The following is a 15,830-nucleotide window of genomic DNA, read 5'->3' as shown; positions in this document are numbered from 1 at the left end:
GCGTGCGTCTCCATCAGTGCAGCGTGCGCGGAACGGTCAACACGAACGGCGCGATCGCGGCGGCGAACTCGGTGCCATCGTCTGCCACCATGTCGTAATGCCCCTGCATCGTGCCGTGTTCAGTCTCCAGCATGACACCGGAGGTGTAACGGAAGTCTTCACCCGGGCGCAGCCGCGGCTGCTCGCCGATCACACCCTCGCCGTCGACATGCTCGATGCGGCCATTGGCATCGGTGATACGCCAGTGGCGCGCCACCAGGCGCGCGGCGACGCGTCCCTGGTTGTGGATGCGGATGGTGTAGGCGAACGCGTAGCGGCCGTCCTCCGGCGTGGACTGGTCGTCGAGGAAACGCGGGGCGACTTCGACCGAGATCGCGTAATTGGCAGCGTCGTTCATGCAGGCAGTTTAGTGAAAGTTGTGCACGTTGAGGTGAGCGCAGCACAGGCTGGCTGCGCGCCCCGGCATGGAATTCAGGCGGTTTTACGTGGGTGCGGCCGGTCAAGGTCGCACGGCGGCGCGCGGCTTACTTCGCCACGTCGTCGCCGTCGCTGCACGGCACGTTGGCCAGCGCGATGAACTGGGCCACGTCCAGCTGCTCGGCACGCGCATCGCTGCGCACCCCGGCCGCCTCGAACTGCTCGGGCGTGCAGACGCCATTCAACGCATTGCGCAGGGTCTTGCGGCGCTGCCCGAAGGCGGCCCGCACCACATCGGCGAAGCGCTTGCGGTCGAGGATGCCGACCGTGGCCGGATCGCGCGGCACCAGCCGCACCACGGCCGAATCGACCTTCGGTGGCGGCCGGAACGCGCCCGGCGGCACCACGAACAGCGCGGTCACCTTGCAGAACGCCTGCAGCATCACGCTCAGCCGGCCATAGACCTTGCTGCCGGGATCGGCGGCCATGCGGTCGACCACTTCCTTCTGCAGCATGAAGTGCATGTCGGTGATCACCGCCGCGTGGTCCAGCGCATGGAACAGGATCGGCGAGGAGATGTTGTAGGGCAGGTTGCCGACCAGCCGGATCTGGCCGCCGTCGGCGAGCTCGGTGAAGTTCACCTGCAGCACGTCGCGGTGGATGATGGTCATCTCACCCAGCGGCTCGGCGGCGGCCGCCAGCGGGCCGACCAGGTCGCGATCGAACTCGATCACGGTCAGGCGTGGATGGCGACGCAGCAATGGCAGGGTGATGGCGCCCTGGCCCGGGCCGATCTCGACCAGGCGGTCCTCGCCCTTCGGGTTGACCGCCAGCACGATCCGGTCGATATAGGTGCGGTCGGCCAGGAAGTGCTGGCCGAGCTGCTTTTTGGCCGGTCCGGTGAACCCGGCGGCAGAAGAGGAATACGGTGAAGTCATGGCACCAGTGTACGTTGCCGCGCCAGCCGGGCACACAGGCCGGTGGCAGCGAAGAGGCTGGAAGGGTCGGCAATGCCACGGCCGGCCAGGTCCAGCGCGGTGCCGTGGTCGACCGCGACCCGCGGGTAGGGCAGGCCCAGGGTGATGTTGACCGCCTGTTCGAAGCCGCTGTACTTGAGCACCGGCAGGCCCTGGTCGTGATACATGGCCAGCACGGCATCGAAACCGGCCAGCTTGGCCGGCAGAAAGGCGGTGTCGGCGGGCAGCGGGCCGATCAGGTCCATGCCCTCGGCGCGCAGGCGCTGCAGCAGCGGGATGATCAGGTCGAGCTCTTCACGACCCAGGTGGCCGTCTTCGCCGGCATGCGGGTTGAGCCCGAGCACGGCGATACGCGGGGCGGCGATGCCGAAGTCGCGCCGCATCGCTGCGTGCACGGTCTGCAGGGTGCGCGTCAGTCCCTCGGCGGTGATGGCGTCGGCGACCGCGCGCAGGGGCAGGTGGGTAGTGGCCAGGGCCACGCGCACGACGTCGTTGGCCAGCATCATCACCACCTCGACCCCGGCCTGGTCGGCCAGCAGTTCGGTGGTGCCGCTGTAGGCGATGCCGCCCTGGTTGATCACGGCCTTGTGCACCGGGCCGGTCACCACGCCGTGCAGCGCACCGGACAGGCAGGCCTGGCCGGCCCCCAACAGCGCGCCGATCACCGCACCGGCATTGGCCGGGTCGGCCTGGCCGAAGCGGGACGGCACGGCATTGCGGATCTCGCGCAACGGCAGATCGCCCGGCTGGCGGGCGATGGCGTCTTCAGGCAGGAGCTGCAGTGGCAGCGACAGCGCGGCGGCGGCCGCACGCAGGGTATCGGGGTCTGCGAAGGCCAGCAGCCGGCAATCGGTGCGCGGCTGCTGAATCAGTCGAAGGCAGAGTTCCGGGCCGATCCCGGCGGGCTCGCCCGGTACCAGAGCGAGCTGCGGGATCACCGGCCAGGCCTCAGGACTTCGGCGGCGTGGCGGGCGTGGCCGGCGTGGTGCTGTCGGCGCCGGTGCGCAGGTTCACGTAGGCTTCGCCACGCAGTTCCTGCAGGAAGCGGTTGTACTCTTCTTCCAGCTTGCGACGACCAATGGTTTCGCGGATCTGGCCGCGCTGGTTGTCGGTCGTGGCATCGGTCTGGCGCGTGGCAACGCGCTGGACGATGTGCCAGCCGGCATCGGTGCGGAACGGCGGGCTGACGCCGCCGTCGCTCACGCCGGAGACCTGCTTGCCGAATTCCGGACCGAACGCGTCGGCCGGGAACCAACCCAGATCGCCGCCCTGGCCCTTGCTGTTGGTGTCCTCGGACGATTCCTTGGCCACTTCCTGGAAGTCCGCACCGCCGGCGATGCGCGCACGCAGGGTGTCGATCTTGGCCTTGGCTGCGGCGTTGTCCTGCTGGTCGGTCACGCGCACCAGGATGTGACGGCCGTGGTACTCGGTGATGGTCTGGCCACCGGCCGCAGCGCTGGCATCACGCACTTCCACCAGCTTGAGCAGCTGGAAGCCGCTCGGGCCGCGGATCGGGCCGACCACGTCGCCGGCCTTCATCTGGGTCATCATCTGCGCGAACGCATTGGGGATTTCATCCAGCGAGCGCCAGCCCAGGTCGCCGCCTTCCAGCGCGTTGGGGCTGTCGGAATAGCGCACCGCAGCAGCATTGAAGTCCAGCTCGTTCTTGTCCAGCAGTGCCTTGACGCCATCGGCCTTCTTCTGGCCGGTGGTGATCTGCTCGGCGGTGGCGCCTTCGGGCAGGGCAATCAGGATGTGCGCCAGGTGGTACTGCGTGCCCACGGTGGCCTGCTGCTTCAGTGCGGCATCCACTTCACCCTCGCTGACGCTGATGCGGCTCTGCGCGAAACTCTGGCGCAGGCGCTGCACGGTGATTTCGTCGCGGACCGAGGCGCGGAAGTCGTTGAAGTCGATGCCGTCACGGGCCAGACGCTGGCGCAGGGCGTCCAGGTTGGACCCGTTCTGCTGGGCGATCGCGTTCAGGGCCTGGTTGAGCTCCTGGTCGCTGACCTTGATCCCGCTGCTTTCGGCACGGGCCACCTGCAGCTTGACCAGCACCAGGCGCTCGAGCACCTGGCGGCTGAGCACGTCTTCCGGCGGCAGCTGGTTCTCGCGCCCGGCGTACTGCGCCTTGATGTTCTGGATCGCGCGGTCCAGTTCGCTCTGCAGCACCACGTCTTCATCGACGATGGCGGCAATGCGATCCAGCGGCTGGCTCTGCTGGGCCAGCACCTGCAGCGGTGCGGAGACGGTCGAGACCGCCAGCAGGGAAGCGAGTAGAACGGGAAGGGTCTTGGTCATGGGATCAGGTTCGGATCATAGTCGTCACGGTCCGCCCCGGTATTGCTGGGCGGCACGAGATACAGGTCGTCTCGGTAGTACCCGAGAATAGCACGGCGCAAGGTACGGTCCGTGTCCTGGCCGATGGAGCTCAGGCCCTTGAGCACGAACTCGATCTGGAAGGAATTGTTGAGCTCGCCCTCGCGGTTGCGCACGTAGCGGCGGGCGATGGCGCGGACGGCCAGGCAGCAGCTGTCCCACTGCACGCCGCCGATGATTTCCAGCGGCTTCTTGTCTTCGATGGAGTAGTAGTAGCGGCCCACCAGGCTCCAGCGCGGGCTGAGCGGATACAGGAAGGACAGGTCGGCCTGCTTGAGCAGGTCGGTGCCATCGGGGTTGAGGCGGTGGCGGTAGGAGATGTTGACGATGCCGTCGTTGGACATCAGGTAGCGCGCACGCACGCTGGCCAGGTCCTCACGCTTGTACTTGGGATCCCACTGGTAGGTGGCGCCCAGGTTCCAGCGGTCGTTGATGGCGTAATTGGCATCGGCGATCCACGCCGACTTGCCCTGTTCCACCGGCGACTGCGCGTTGTTGATGGTCACCCGCGAGTCGTCGAAGTACAGGATCTGGCCGATGCTGCCCGAGAAACGCTCCTTGCCGGTGGTCTGGTCGATGAAGCGGGTGCTCATCGCCATGGTCAGCTGGTTGGCATCGTTCTGGCGGTCGGCGCCGGTGTAGCGCGAATCGCGGAACAGCTGGCCCCAGCTGAAGGTGAAGTCGCGGGTGTCGAAGATCGGCAGGTCGCTCTGGTCGCGGTAGGGCGTGCGCAGGTAGAACAGGCGCGGCTCAAGCGTATGCAGGAACGACTTGCCGCCGATGGTGGTTTCGCGGTCGAAGAACATGCCCGCGTCCAGGCTGACGATCGGCAGGCTGCGGGTGGGCGAAGTATTGCCGCGCAGCTGCTCCGGAGTGGCGTTGGCGATTTCCTCGGCAGTCATGTTCTGCCGGCGGACCTGGTCGGCCAGCCCACGGTCCAGCTGATAGGCGGTGTAGCGGTAGGCCAGGGTCGGGGTCACATACCAGGCCGCGCCGCTGAAGGGCATGGACACGTACGGTTTGACGTCCAGGCGCGACCCGCCGAACATCTCGGTGCTGGTCCCGTCGCGCACGTACTCACCATCGGCGTCGACGATCTTGCCGTTGATGTCCTTGTGGGTGAAGCGCACGGCCTCGGCATACACGCCGGTTTCCAGCCACGGCAGCAGCGGCTTGTCCCAGGTGAAGAACGCACGCGGCTGCCGCGCGTAAGGCAGCGCGGCTTCGGTCAGGGTGTAATCGGTGAGCTGCCAGTAGTCGGCCATCAGGCCGCCGGTCCAGTTTTCACCGGTGCCGTAGATGCCGATCTGGCTCTGCAGGTTGGACGCGGTCACCCCGAGCAGGCGGTTGGCGAAGTCTTCGGTATAACGCTCGTCGCTGACCCAGGCCAGGTTGGCACGGGCCTGCCAGTTGGTATTGATGTTGTGGTAACCGCCGAACTGGAACTGGCCGCGATCGCGGTCACGCAGCTTGTCGTTGGGCAGGTAGCTGGTCTGCAGCTCGCCACGGCCACCGTCGTACAGGTAGCGGAACTCGTTGCTCAGCATCAGCCCGCGCTTGCTCATGTAGCGCGGGGTCAAGGTGTCGTCGTAGTTCGGCGCCAGGTTGAAGTAGATCGGCTGGGCATAGTCGAAGCCGTTGCGGCCGGACAGGCCGAGCTGCGGGTACAGCAGGCCGGTCTGGCGACGGTCATCGATGGGGAACTTGAAGTACGGCGCCCACAGCACCGGCACCTTGCCGATCCGCAGCACCGCGTTGCGCGCGGTGCCGAAGCCTTCGTCGTTGTCCACTTCGATCTGCGGCGCCGACAGCTTCCACACCGGCTGGGACGGATCGCAGGTGGTGTAGGTGGAGCGATGCATCTGCCCCACCGCGCCCTGCAGGTCGACCGAGTCGGCCACGCCGTTGCCGCGCCGCGAGACCAGCTGGTACTTGATGTCGCTGATCTTGTGGGTGTCCGCTTCCTGGTTGCCCTCGGCACGCTTGGCCACCATCCGGATCGAGGAGTCCTGGTAGCGGACGTTGCCCTCGGCGATGTAGTTGCCGCTTTCGGTGTCGAAGCTCAGGTGGTCGGTACCCAGGAACTGGTCGCCGCGCTTGAGCGCCACGTTGCCCTGGTATTGAGGGACCGTGGTGGTGCCGAACAGCTGGTCCCCCTCGATGTCGGTGTCCTGCTGGTCGCGGGTGGCGGCAGCAGCCTTGTCGGCTTTGGGGGCATCGTCGAACACAGGCAGGACGTCGGTGGCTGGGCACAGGCCCCAGTTCACCGGTTTGTCGTCGGCCAGGGCCGGCAGGCAGATGGCGATGCTCAGGGGGAGAGGCAGCAGGCGGAGGGCTCGGCGCACGCGGTAGTCGGATTCGGGCGAAAACGGATCGTAGCTTGCCCCATCCCTTGCATAGGGGCAATGAAGGCTTTGCCCGGCCGGGGGTTCAGGTTCATGCGCAGGGGCCGCCCGCGCAGGTACTCAGCGCAATTGGCCGACGTGGGCCACACTGCACTCGGCCAAGGCCTGCAGGTCGTAACCGCCCTCCAGCATCGACACCACGCGGCCGCCGCCATGGCGGCGCGCCAGGCTGCGCAGCTCGGCGGTGATCCAGGCGAAATCGTCGGTCTCCAGCATCAGGTCGGCCTGTGGATCGCGCAGATGGGCATCGAAGCCGGCCGAGATCAGCAGCAGCTGCGGACGGAAGTCATCGATCGCCGGCAGCATCTCGTCGGCCCAGGTATTGCGGAAGCGGAAGCCGCCGCTGCCCGGGGGCAGCAGGATGTTCATCAGGTTGCCCGCGCCGCGGTCGCGACGCAGGCCGGAGTTGGGGAACAGGCCGGCCTGGTGGGTGCTGTAGTAGGCCACGCCGGGGTCGGCGATGAAGATGTCCTGGGTGCCGTTGCCGTGGTGGACGTCGAAATCGATGATGGCGATGCGCTCCAACCCGTAGCGGTCGCGCGCGTAGGCCGCGGCCACGGCGATGTTGTTGAACAGACAGAAGCCCATCGCGGTGCTGGCGGTGGCGTGGTGGCCGGGCGGGCGCACCGCGCAGAACGCGACCGGGTCATCGCCGAGCATCACCGCATCCACGGCAGCCACACCGGCGCCAGCGGCATGCAGGGCGGCGCTGGCCGAGCCGGGCGAGGTCAGGGTGTCCATGTCGATCAGCCGCAGCGGTTCGGACTGCGGCTTGAGGACCAGGTCGATCAGCTCGCTGTCGTGTACGCGGGCCAGCTCACCGAGCTTGGCGGCCGGTGCCTCCCGCCAGTCCAGCTGGTCCGGAAAGGCCGCATGCAATGCATCCAGCACCACCTGCAGGCGCTGCGGGGACTCGGGGTGGCCGCGGCCGGGATCGTGTTGCAGACAGGCAGGATGGGTAAAGACCAGCATGCGGGCAGGGGTTCCGGTGGGGCGCCAGGGCGCTCAGGCGTGGCGGCGCTCGTGCCGCCACAGCACTTCGCCGTGGCCATCGGCACGGGCCAGCACGCGGGCCAGCACGAACAGCAGGTCCGAGAGCCGGTTGAGGTAACCGATGGCCTCGGCGCGGACGGGCTCCAGCCGCGCCAGCGTCACCGTGTCGCGCTCGGCGCGGCGGACGATGGTGCGGACCAGGTGGCAACGCGCGGCGGCCTCGCCACCGGCGGGCAGGATGAATTCCTTCAAGACCGGCAGGTCGGCGTTGTAGTGGTCCAGCTGCTTTTCCAGTGCGTCGATGTCGGCGGCCTGGATCGCGGCATGGCCGGGAATGCATAGCTCGCCGCCCAGGTCGAACAGCTGGTGCTGCACGGTGGTGAGCAGCGCCCGCACGTCGTCGGGCAGGGTGACCGCCAGCAGCACGCCCAGCGCCGAATTGGCCTCGTCGACGGTGCCGTAGGCGTTGACCCGGGCGTCGTCCTTGGGCACCCGGCTGCCATCGCCCAGGCCGGTGCTGCCGTCATCGCCGGTGCGGGTGTAGATGCGCGAAAGCCGGTTGCCCATCGCGACGGCGGCTCAGTGCAGCACGTCGTGGCGGGCCTGCAGCAGCTTGCCGACCTGTTCGGTGGCCAGTTGCAGCGCGGCGGCCAGGCCGACGTAGATCGCCGCGGTACGCAGGTACGGCACGAACCAGTCGGCGTAGTTCTGCAGCCAGCCGGCCAGCGTCGGGTTGGCGACCATGTCGCTGCTCCAGTAGAAACCGCCCTGCGCGAACAGGTGGCATACCGCCACCGCGCCGACCAGCAGCAGCGCGGCCTTGCCCAGCGTGCTCCAGCGCGCGCCGTGGTAGCCCTGGCGCAGCAGCATGCCGCCAGCCCACATCGAGAAGTAGGCCGGCAGCAGCATCCAGGTGCCGGGCGACACGCAGTAGTGCTGCAGGTACGGCTGGCCGCTGGCGCGGATCACCAGCACATCGATCACGATCGCCAGTGCCATCAGCAGCGGGAACGCCCAGCGGGTCCAGCTGCGCAGGTAGAAGCCGCCGACGAAGAACACTGCCCAGGACGCATCCGGGATCGCCGCGAAATGATTTACCCGGGTCGCGGCCATCAGCAGCACGAGCACGGACAGGACGAAGGCGCGGTGGGCAAGGGGGGTCATGGCAGACACGGGAAGGGGTTCAGCGTTCATTCTAGCGCCTGCTGCGGCACGCCGCCGCACGCGCCCGCAACGGTCGACGGCTTATCATGGGCGGTATGAGTGAACGACATGATGTAGTGATCGTGGGCGGCGGGCTGGTCGGTGCGAGCCTGGCCATCGCGCTGGACCGCGTTGGGCGCGACGTCGGGCTGGTGGAAGCGACCCCGGCAGGGACGCTGCCGGCGGTGTTCGACCAGCGCAACCTCAGCTTTGCCGCAGCCACGGTCAACGCCTTGACCGCCCTGGGCGTGATGCAGCTGCTGGGATCGGCGACCGGGGCGATCACCCGCATCCACGTCAGCCGTGCCGGAGATTTCGGCCGCGTGCAGATGGACGCCGCCCAGTACCAGCGGCCGTGGTTTGGCCAGGTGGTGGTGGCGCGCGATTTCGGCGCGGCGCTGGAAACCCGGCTGCAGTCGCTGGCCCATCTCACCCGCTACCGTCCGGCGCGCTTCGTGCGCCTGGGCGGCACCGTCGACGGCCATCGTGAGGTGTTCATTGCCGATGACGACGGCGAGCGCCGTCTGCTGGCGCGGCTGGTGGTGGGCGCCGACGGTACCCGCAGCGGCGTGCGCGAGGCGCTCGCCATCGGCGTGGACGCGCATGATTTCGAGCAGACCCTGTTCGTTTCGCGGGTGCGCAGCGCGCGTGCGCCGGATGGCACGGCCTACGAGCGTTTCACCGATACCGGCCCCACCGCGCTGCTGCCGCGTGGCGACCGCCACTACGGCGCCGTGCATGGCGTGGCCCGCGAGGCGGCCGATGCGGTCATGGCGCTGGGCGATGCGGCGTGGCTGCAGCGCCTGCAGGCGGCGATCGGCTGGCGCGCCGGACGGCTGCTGGAGAGTGGGCCGCGCAGCGCCTATCCGCTGATCCAGGTGCTGGCCCAGGCCCTGGTCGGCGAACGTGCGGTGCTGCTCGGCAACGCCGCGCAGACCATCCATCCGCTCGGTGCACAGGGCTTCAACCTGGGCCTGCGCGATGCGCTGACCTTGGCCGAGCTGGTGGCCGAGGCCGACGATGCCGGCAGCGATGCACTGCTGCAGGCGTACGTGGCGCGCCGCGAGGAAGACCGGCAGCAGACCATCGCCTTCTCCGGTGGACTGGCCCGGTTGACCAGCAACCCGGCGCCGCTGATGCGTCCGCTGCGCAGTCTCGGGTTGCTTGCAGCACAGGCCACGCCGATGCAGTCGATGCTGGTCGGCGGTGCGATGGGCTTCCGTGGACAGGTGCCGGCGCTGTGTCGCGGAGTAAGCGCATGAGCCGGCGCGCGCGCGATGTGATCGTGGTCGGTGGCGGCGTGGTCGGCGCGGCCTGTGCGCTGGCGCTGGCCGAGGCCGGGCTGGAGGTCACCCTGGTGGAAGGCCGCGAGCCGTCATCGTGGCAGCCGCAACAACCGGATCTGCGCGTGTATGCATTCGCCCCGGACAACGCACAGCTGCTCACCGCGCTCGGTGTGTGGCCGGCGGTCACGGCCGCGCGTGCCTGCGCCTACCGGCGCATGCGCGTGTGGGATGCCGGCGGTGGCGATGAACTGCGCTTCGATGCCGACACCCTGGGGCGCGAACAACTCGGCTGGATCGTCGAGAACGAACTGCTGGTGGATCGGTTGTGGGCGGCGCTGCCGACGGCCGGTGTGCAGCTGTGCTGCCCGGCGCGGGTAGACGCGCTGGAACAGGACGCCGACGGCGTGCGCCTGCGGCTGGAGGATGGACGCCGGCTGGAGGCCTCGCTGGCGATCGCCGCCGACGGTGCCGAATCCACCCTGCGCCGGCTGGCCGGTCTGGAGGTCACGCGCCAGGACTACGGCCAGCGTGGCGTGGTCGCCTACGTGGACAGCGAGAAGGACAACGAAGCCACGGCATGGCAGCGCTTCCTGGTGACGGGGCCGCTGGCGGTGCTGCCGATCAGCGCGCGCCGCAGCTCGATCGTGTGGACCCTGCCCGAGGCCGAGGCCGAACGCGTGCTGGCGTTGGACGAGGCCGCCTTCGGACGTGAGTTGACCAACGCGTTTGCCGGACGCCTCGGCGCGATGACGCTGGCATCCCCGCGCGCGGCATTCCCACTGCGTCGTCAGCTGGCTACCGGGTATGTGGCCGGTCGCGTGCTGGCCCTGGGCGATGCCGCGCACGTGGTGCATCCGCTGGCCGGGCAGGGCGTCAATCTCGGCCTGCGCGATGTCGCGGCCCTGCAGGCGATGGTGCTGGCCGCGCAGCAGCGCCGCCAGGACTGGATGTCGCCGCACCGGCTGCAGCGCTGGGCGCGCGAACGGCGCAGCGAGAATACGGTCGCCGCCTACAGCTTCGATGCGATCAACACGGTGTTCTCCAACGATGAGATGCACCTGACGCTGGCGCGCGGTCGCGCGCTGGGCTGCGCGGGCAAGCTGCCGCCGCTGGTATCGATGTTCTGGAAGCGCGCGGCCGGGTTGTAGTACCGGCCGGTGCCCGGCGGCGTCAATCCACCAGCCAACCGGCCAGGTCGGCGCGATCCAGCTTGCCGCGCCGCTTTACGTCCAGCGCGGTGAACTCATCGGCCAGTGYCKGGTTGGCCTGGGCCTCGGCGCGGCTGATGAACCCATCGCCGTCCACATCCAGCGTACTGAACGCAAACCGATATTGTCCGACGACGCTCACCGGCTGCACCGAGCGCACCGTCACCTGGGCTTCGCCCGCGGCGGCGGGCAGGGTCACCTGCTCGGTGACGCGCCCTTCCGACAGCGCCTGCGTGCGCACGCTGGCCGGCACTTCGCGGAGCGGTTCGCTGATGGCCGGCGACGGCGTGTGCACCTGGGCCCACGCGAAGGCCGGCAGGAGGGACAGCAGCAGGACCGGGGCAGAGCGAGGTCGCATGGGAACTCCGTTCTTTTGACGTGGGGGTAACGCCGGGCCATGCCCGGCGTGTATCGATCATTGCCGCGCGTTGCGCGGCCAGCCGGGCATGGCCCGGCTCTACCGGTATTTCGGCGTGGGTCAGCGCAGCGGCGAGGCCAGCACCGTGATCTCTTCGCGATCGTGGTACAGCTGCTTGGCGCGCACCACCAGCGGCTTGCCGGCCTGTTCCTGGAACAGGTCCAGGCACGACCGTGTTTCGTCCCAGCGCTTCTTCATCGGCAGCTTGAGGTTGAAGATCGCATGCTTGCACCAGCCCTCGCGGAACCAGGTCGCCATCCGTTCGGCCACCCGGCGCGGCTGCTCGACCATATCGCAGACCATCCAGTCCAGCGCTGCGTCGGGTTTCCAATGGAAACCATCCGCACGCAGATGCTCGACCAGCCCGGTCTCCAGCACGTGCTCGCGCAGCGGGCCGTTGTCCACGCTGATCACCCTGACGTGCTGGCGGGTCAACACCCAGGTCCAGCCACCGGGTGCAGCGCCCAGGTCGGCCGCGCGCATGCCCGGCTTGACCAACAGCTCGCGCTCTTCCGGGGTCATCAAGGTCAGCAGCGCCTCCTCCAGCTTCAACGCCGAACGCGAGGGCGCGTCGGGCAGCAGCTTCAGGCGCGGGATGCCCAGCACCCACGGCGCGCTGTCACGGGTATCGGCCACGCACACGAAGGCATGGCGACCGTCGACGAAGACGATGTGCAGGCGCGGCAACCCGGTGTTGGGCTTGTCGGTCAGCAGGCCGGCCTTGCGCAGCGCCGGACGCAGCGCGTTGCCGAACGCGCGGGCCAGGCCGGCCAGCGGCTTGCCTTCATCCGAATCGGGGTGCTCCACCCACATGTCGCCGAAACGCTGCTGGCCCTGCAGCGCGGCGATGATCGGGGTGATGCGGTCGGCCGCATCCAGTTGCGGCAGTTCGGCCAGCACCACCATCTTCTGCCGGGCGAAGATCAGCGAACGCCACGGCAATGCCTTGGACAGCGCCGCGCCTTCGTCGGTGGCAAACAGCACATAGCCGTCGTTGCGCTGGGTGCGCGCATAGCCGGCGATGCCGGCGTAAGCGGCGCGCTCGGACAGTTCGCCCGCCAGTTCCGGCTCGAAGCCCTGCCGGCACAGGCACAGCAGGCCGGTCATACAATCGCGCCCGAAGCGCAGCGGTCAGTAATGCGCACCGTTGGTTTCTCCATACTGGCGCAGTACCGCGCGCGCAGCGTCGCGCTCGATGTCGCGCACGACCTCGATGCCACGCTTGTTGAGTTCACCGACCCAGTCCGCCGGTAGCGGGCCTTCGTCGAAGGCGGTCAGTTCTTCCACGTCCTGCGCGCTGGCACCGATCAACAGCCGGTCGATGCCGGCCCAGACGGTGGCGCCGTAGCACTGGCAGCACGGCTGCGACGAGGTGGCCAGGGTGATCGGGCTCAGCACATCGTTCAGCCGCGGGGTCTGCAGGCGCTGCTGGGCCAGCATGTAGGCCATGTTCTCGGCATGCGCCAGCGAGGTGTTGTGCGGCACCACGCGATTGACGCCGGCGGCGATGACGCGGTCATCCGGGCCGAACACCACCGCGCCGAACGGACCGCCGGTCTGCGCCTCGACATTCAGGCGCGACAGCGCGATGGCCAGCGCGACCTTGGCGGCGTCACCGGGATAGGCACGGCCCAGGTCGATCTGGTCGTGGATCCAGGCGGGCAGGGTGAGATGGACTTGCGCGTACAGCATCGGGACGTAGGCCTCTTCAAAGGTGGAGCAGCGGCAGTGTATCGGGCCGCCCGGGGGGATGCCGTGCCCGCGCTGAACGCGGCCACGTGAAAAAGGGGGCGAGGGGGGTGATCAGGGCGGGAGGGACGCATCCAGCGCCCGCAGCTGGTGGCGATACCGTGTCACCGCGACCTGCTGGTTCGGGTCGCCATCGTTGGCGTCGATGAACGCCTGCATCGCCTGCCGGTAGTCCTGCGCGAACGCGGGATTGCCGGGGCTGAAACGGTACTTCCGCTCGGCGACCTCCACGACCTCGCGTGCCGCCAACCGTTGCCGGGCCTGCCCGTGTGCCGACGACTCGGTAAGGATCACGATGTTGCGCGGGTAGCCGGGCACGTACTTCAGTTCGAACACCTGGTTTACACCAGGTACCTGGATCTCGTTGCGCAGCGGCCACAGGGAGACGGTGTGGGTGAACAGCGTTGTCTCCACATCCCGGCCGTCACGGGTATGCACGATGGCCTCGTAGCGCCAGATGGGCTGCTCGTTGAGGCGGGAGTTGGTCTCCTCGCTGCGCACGATCACCCCGGTGCCACGCTCGCCCACGGCGTTGAGGAACGCTGCATTGACCATCTGGCCGGCGACGATGTTGAACGTGCCGAGCAGGAACGCGCCGAGCAGCCACAGCATGTTTTCGCGCCACCAGACCAGCAGGCCACCCAGCAACAGGCACACCGGGAAGCTCAGGAAAGGATGCTGGCTGAAGAAATACAGCACCGCCGACAACACGCCCATCGCTTCCTCCTCGAGATGCTGCCACCTGGCAGCAGCATCGTTGTACGCCGGTCAGGCCGACCAGGTATCGCGCAGGGTCACGCTGCGATTGAACACCGGCCGGGCGGCAGTGTGGTCGCGGCGGTCGGCGACGAAGTAGCCGGTACGCTCGAACTGGAACGACTGCTCCGGCGCGGCGCTGGCCGCGGCCGGTTCGACATAGCCGGTGACGGTGCGGCGCGATGCCGGATTGAGGTAATCGCGGTAGGTCTTGCCCTCGGACTCATCGTCCGGGTTGGGCACCGAGAACAGACGGTCGTACAGGCGGATCTCGGCCGGCACCGCGTGCACGGCGCTGACCCAGTGGATGGTGCCCTTCACCTTGCGGTTGGCCCCTTCCATGCCCGGGCGCGACGCCGGATCCAGCCAGCCGCGCAGCTCGGTGATGGTGCCATCGGCGTCCTTGATCACCTCATCGCAGCGGATGATGCCGGCCCCGCGCAGGCGCACTTCGCCTCCCGGCACCAGGCGCTTCCAGCCCTTCGGCGGTACTTCGGCAAAGTCCTCGCGCTCGATCCACAGCTCACGGGCGAATGGCACCTCGCGGGTGCCGAAGGCTTCGTCCTTGGGATGGTTGGAGAAGGTCAGGGTTTCTTCGTGGCCGTCGGGCAGGTTGGTCAGCACCAGCTTGACCGGATCGATCACCGCCATGCGACGCGCGGCAGCCCTGTCCAGGTCTTCGCGGAGCGCGCCTTCGAGCACGCTGAAATCGATCAGCGAGTTCTGCTTGCTGATGCCCACGCGTTCGGCGAACAGGCGCATCGCCGCCGGGGTGTAACCGCGGCGGCGCAGGCCCTGCAGGGTCGGCATGCGCGGGTCTTCCCAGCCGTCCACCAGCTGTTCGGTGACCAGCGCCATCAGCTTGCGCTTGCTCATCACCGTGTAGTTGATGTTCAAGCGCGAGAACTCGATCTGGCGCGGCTTGGCCGCCTCACGCGGCAGGCCGCGATCGACCAGCGGTTGGGTCAGCGCGTGGTTGTGGGCGAAATCGACGTTGTCCACGCACCAGTCATACAGCGGGCGGTGGTCTTCGAATTCCAGCGTGCACAGCGAGTGGGTAATGCCTTCGATGGAATCGCCCAGCGCATGCGCGAAGTCGTACATCGGGTAGATCGGCCACGCACTCCCGGTGTTCTGGTGCTCGACATGCTTGATCCGGTACAGGGCCGGGTCGCGCAGGTTGATGTTGCCGCTGGCCATGTCGATCTTCGCGCGGACGGTGCGCGCACCGTCCGGGAACTCGCCGGCGCGCATGCGTGCGAACAGGTCCAGGTTTTCCTCCACGCTGCGCTCGCGGTAGGGCGACGGGCGGCCCGGCTCGGTCAGGGTGCCGCGGTAGGCGCGCACTTCCTCGGCCGACAGGTCGCACACGTAGGCCTTGCCATCGGCGATCAGCTTCTGCGCGGCCAGATAATAGGCATCGAAATAATCCGAGGCGTGGCGCAGCTCGTTCCATTCAAAGCCCAGCCAGCGCACGTCGTCCTGGATGGCCGCGACATACTCGGGGTCTTCCTTGGCCGGGTTGGTGTCGTCGAAACGCAGGTTGCACACGCCGCCGAACTCACCGGCGATGCCGAAGTTCAGGCAGATCGACTTGGCGTGGCCGATGTGCAGGTAGCCATTGGGCTCGGGCGGGAAGCGCGTCTTGATCGCGGCATGCTTGCCGGCGGCCAGGTCCTCGCGGACGATCTGACGGATGAAGTCCCGTTTTTCCTGGGTTTCCGGAAGGGCGTCGGTGGGGGCGGCAGTAGGCTCGGACATGATGCGCGGTCGCAGTCTAAAAGGCAGAAAGACCAACAGTTTAGCCTGTCGGAGACGCGCCATCGCATTCGCGCTTTCGCCCCACGCTTTGCTGCGCAAACCGCGGGYCCCGTCTCATCACCATCCAGACCCCSGCGCCTTCGGCGCCGCCCCCTGACTCAGGGGGGRCGCGCCATCGCATTCGCGCTKYCGCCCCACGCTTTGCTGCGCAAACCGCGGGTCCCGTCTCATCACCATCCAGACCCCCGCGCCTTCGGCGCCGCCCCCTGACTCAGGGG

General features: G+C 68.2%; 15 protein-coding genes. 2 read left to right on the top strand and 13 right to left on the bottom strand.

Features of this window, described 5'->3' with window-relative positions:
- Window positions 1-13: 13 nt before the first annotated feature.
- The 8 genes from apaG to AC1DR7_RS15165 all read right to left on the bottom strand — a co-directional run bounded on the left by apaG (window position 14) and on the right by AC1DR7_RS15165 (window position 8,335).
- Window positions 14-397 (bottom strand): Co2+/Mg2+ efflux protein ApaG, encoded by a 384-nt coding sequence (gene apaG / locus AC1DR7_RS15200; RefSeq protein WP_256774953.1) that lies wholly within the window; start codon window positions 395-397, stop codon window positions 14-16.
- 127 nt (window positions 398-524) lie between these two features.
- Window positions 525-1,355: a 16S rRNA (adenine(1518)-N(6)/adenine(1519)-N(6))-dimethyltransferase RsmA gene (gene rsmA / locus AC1DR7_RS15195; protein ID WP_457318430.1), complete on the bottom strand. Its 831-nt coding sequence runs from the start codon at window positions 1,353-1,355 to the stop codon at window positions 525-527.
- Window positions 1,352-2,332: a 4-hydroxythreonine-4-phosphate dehydrogenase PdxA gene (pdxA, locus tag AC1DR7_RS15190; protein WP_457318429.1), complete on the bottom strand. Its 981-nt coding sequence runs from the start codon at window positions 2,330-2,332 to the stop codon at window positions 1,352-1,354. Before pdxA ends, rsmA begins: the two co-directional genes overlap by 4 nt.
- Window positions 2,333-2,342: 10 nt before the next feature.
- Window positions 2,343-3,695 (bottom strand): peptidylprolyl isomerase, encoded by a 1,353-nt coding sequence (locus AC1DR7_RS15185; protein WP_457318428.1) that lies wholly within the window; start codon window positions 3,693-3,695, stop codon window positions 2,343-2,345.
- Window positions 3,692-6,118 carry an LPS-assembly protein LptD gene (gene lptD / locus AC1DR7_RS15180; RefSeq protein ID WP_478051175.1) on the bottom strand — a complete coding sequence of 809 codons (2,427 nt, stop codon included), beginning with the start codon at window positions 6,116-6,118 and terminating at the stop codon, window positions 3,692-3,694. The genes AC1DR7_RS15185 and lptD overlap by 4 nt, the downstream gene beginning before the upstream one ends.
- A 120-nt stretch (window positions 6,119-6,238) precedes the next feature.
- Entirely contained in the window at window positions 6,239-7,150 is a 912-nt protein-coding gene (locus AC1DR7_RS15175) for a histone deacetylase family protein (protein ID WP_256774958.1), read from the bottom strand.
- Window positions 7,151-7,183: 33 nt separating this feature from the next.
- Entirely contained in the window at window positions 7,184-7,738 is a 555-nt protein-coding gene (locus tag AC1DR7_RS15170; RefSeq protein WP_478051174.1) for a cob(I)yrinic acid a,c-diamide adenosyltransferase, read from the bottom strand.
- Window positions 7,739-7,750: 12 nt separating this feature from the next.
- Window positions 7,751-8,335 carry a hypothetical protein gene (locus AC1DR7_RS15165; RefSeq protein ID WP_457318425.1) on the bottom strand — a complete coding sequence of 195 codons (585 nt, stop codon included), beginning with the start codon at window positions 8,333-8,335 and terminating at the stop codon, window positions 7,751-7,753.
- Window positions 8,336-8,430: 95 nt separating this feature from the next.
- On the opposite strand from AC1DR7_RS15165, the gene ubiH reads away from it, so the two are divergent.
- Both ubiH and AC1DR7_RS15155 read left to right on the top strand, forming a co-directional pair.
- Window positions 8,431-9,636, top strand: coding sequence for a 2-octaprenyl-6-methoxyphenyl hydroxylase (gene ubiH / locus AC1DR7_RS15160; protein WP_478051173.1), 1,206 nt, complete (start codon window positions 8,431-8,433; stop codon window positions 9,634-9,636).
- Complete coding sequence (locus tag AC1DR7_RS15155; protein ID WP_478051172.1) at window positions 9,633-10,808, top strand: UbiH/UbiF family hydroxylase; 1,176 nt, start codon at window positions 9,633-9,635, stop codon at window positions 10,806-10,808. Before ubiH ends, AC1DR7_RS15155 begins: the two co-directional genes overlap by 4 nt.
- A gap of 22 nt (window positions 10,809-10,830) precedes the next feature.
- Here the strand turns inward: AC1DR7_RS15155 and AC1DR7_RS15150 are convergent, their stop codons facing one another.
- From AC1DR7_RS15150 to AC1DR7_RS15130, 5 genes are all read right to left on the bottom strand, one after another.
- Window positions 10,831-11,226, bottom strand: a complete 396-nt coding sequence (locus AC1DR7_RS15150) for an EF-hand domain-containing protein (RefSeq protein ID WP_478076544.1) — start codon at window positions 11,224-11,226, stop codon at window positions 10,831-10,833.
- Between the two features lie 120 nt (window positions 11,227-11,346).
- Window positions 11,347-12,393: a 23S rRNA (cytidine(2498)-2'-O)-methyltransferase RlmM gene (gene rlmM / locus AC1DR7_RS15145; RefSeq protein ID WP_256774964.1), complete on the bottom strand. Its 1,047-nt coding sequence runs from the start codon at window positions 12,391-12,393 to the stop codon at window positions 11,347-11,349.
- 24 nt (window positions 12,394-12,417) lie between these two features.
- Window positions 12,418-12,978 (bottom strand): nucleoside deaminase, encoded by a 561-nt coding sequence (locus tag AC1DR7_RS15140; protein WP_256774965.1) that lies wholly within the window; start codon window positions 12,976-12,978, stop codon window positions 12,418-12,420.
- 111 nt (window positions 12,979-13,089) lie between these two features.
- Complete coding sequence (locus AC1DR7_RS15135) at window positions 13,090-13,752, bottom strand: hypothetical protein (RefSeq protein WP_478052091.1); 663 nt, start codon at window positions 13,750-13,752, stop codon at window positions 13,090-13,092.
- A 51-nt stretch (window positions 13,753-13,803) separates the two neighbouring features.
- Entirely contained in the window at window positions 13,804-15,552 is a 1,749-nt protein-coding gene (locus AC1DR7_RS15130; RefSeq protein ID WP_478052090.1) for a glutamine--tRNA ligase/YqeY domain fusion protein, read from the bottom strand.
- Window positions 15,553-15,830 lie beyond the last annotated feature (278 nt).

The sequence above is a fragment of the Stenotrophomonas sp. P5_A9 genome, assembly GCF_056400525.1.
The sequence above is the reverse complement of the archived record's forward strand: the minus strand, read 5'-3'. Positions and strand labels throughout refer to the sequence as shown.

Bases quoted from the DNA above. Each gene is read 5' to 3' on its own strand.
- apaG (WP_256774953.1), bottom strand. From the start codon at position 397: ATGAACGACGCTGCCAATTACGCGATCTCGGTCGAAGTCGCCCCGCGT.
- rsmA (WP_457318430.1), bottom strand. From the start codon at position 1,355: ATGACTTCACCGTATTCCTCTTCTGCCGCCGGGTTCACCGGACCGGCC.
- AC1DR7_RS15185 (WP_457318428.1), bottom strand. From the start codon at position 3,695: ATGACCAAGACCCTTCCCGTTCTACTCGCTTCCCTGCTGGCGGTCTCG.
- AC1DR7_RS15175 (WP_256774958.1), bottom strand. From the start codon at position 7,150: ATGCTGGTCTTTACCCATCCTGCCTGTCTGCAACACGATCCCGGCCGC.
- AC1DR7_RS15170 (WP_478051174.1), bottom strand. From the start codon at position 7,738: ATGGGCAACCGGCTTTCGCGCATCTACACCCGCACCGGCGATGACGGC.
- AC1DR7_RS15165 (WP_457318425.1), bottom strand. From the start codon at position 8,335: ATGACCCCCCTTGCCCACCGCGCCTTCGTCCTGTCCGTGCTCGTGCTG.
- ubiH (WP_478051173.1), top strand. From the start codon at position 8,431: ATGAGTGAACGACATGATGTAGTGATCGTGGGCGGCGGGCTGGTCGGT.
- AC1DR7_RS15155 (WP_478051172.1), top strand. From the start codon at position 9,633: ATGAGCCGGCGCGCGCGCGATGTGATCGTGGTCGGTGGCGGCGTGGTC.
- rlmM (WP_256774964.1), bottom strand. From the start codon at position 12,393: ATGACCGGCCTGCTGTGCCTGTGCCGGCAGGGCTTCGAGCCGGAACTG.
- AC1DR7_RS15140 (WP_256774965.1), bottom strand. From the start codon at position 12,978: ATGCTGTACGCGCAAGTCCATCTCACCCTGCCCGCCTGGATCCACGAC.
- AC1DR7_RS15135 (WP_478052091.1), bottom strand. From the start codon at position 13,752: ATGGGCGTGTTGTCGGCGGTGCTGTATTTCTTCAGCCAGCATCCTTTC.
- AC1DR7_RS15130 (WP_478052090.1), bottom strand. From the start codon at position 15,552: ATGTCCGAGCCTACTGCCGCCCCCACCGACGCCCTTCCGGAAACCCAG.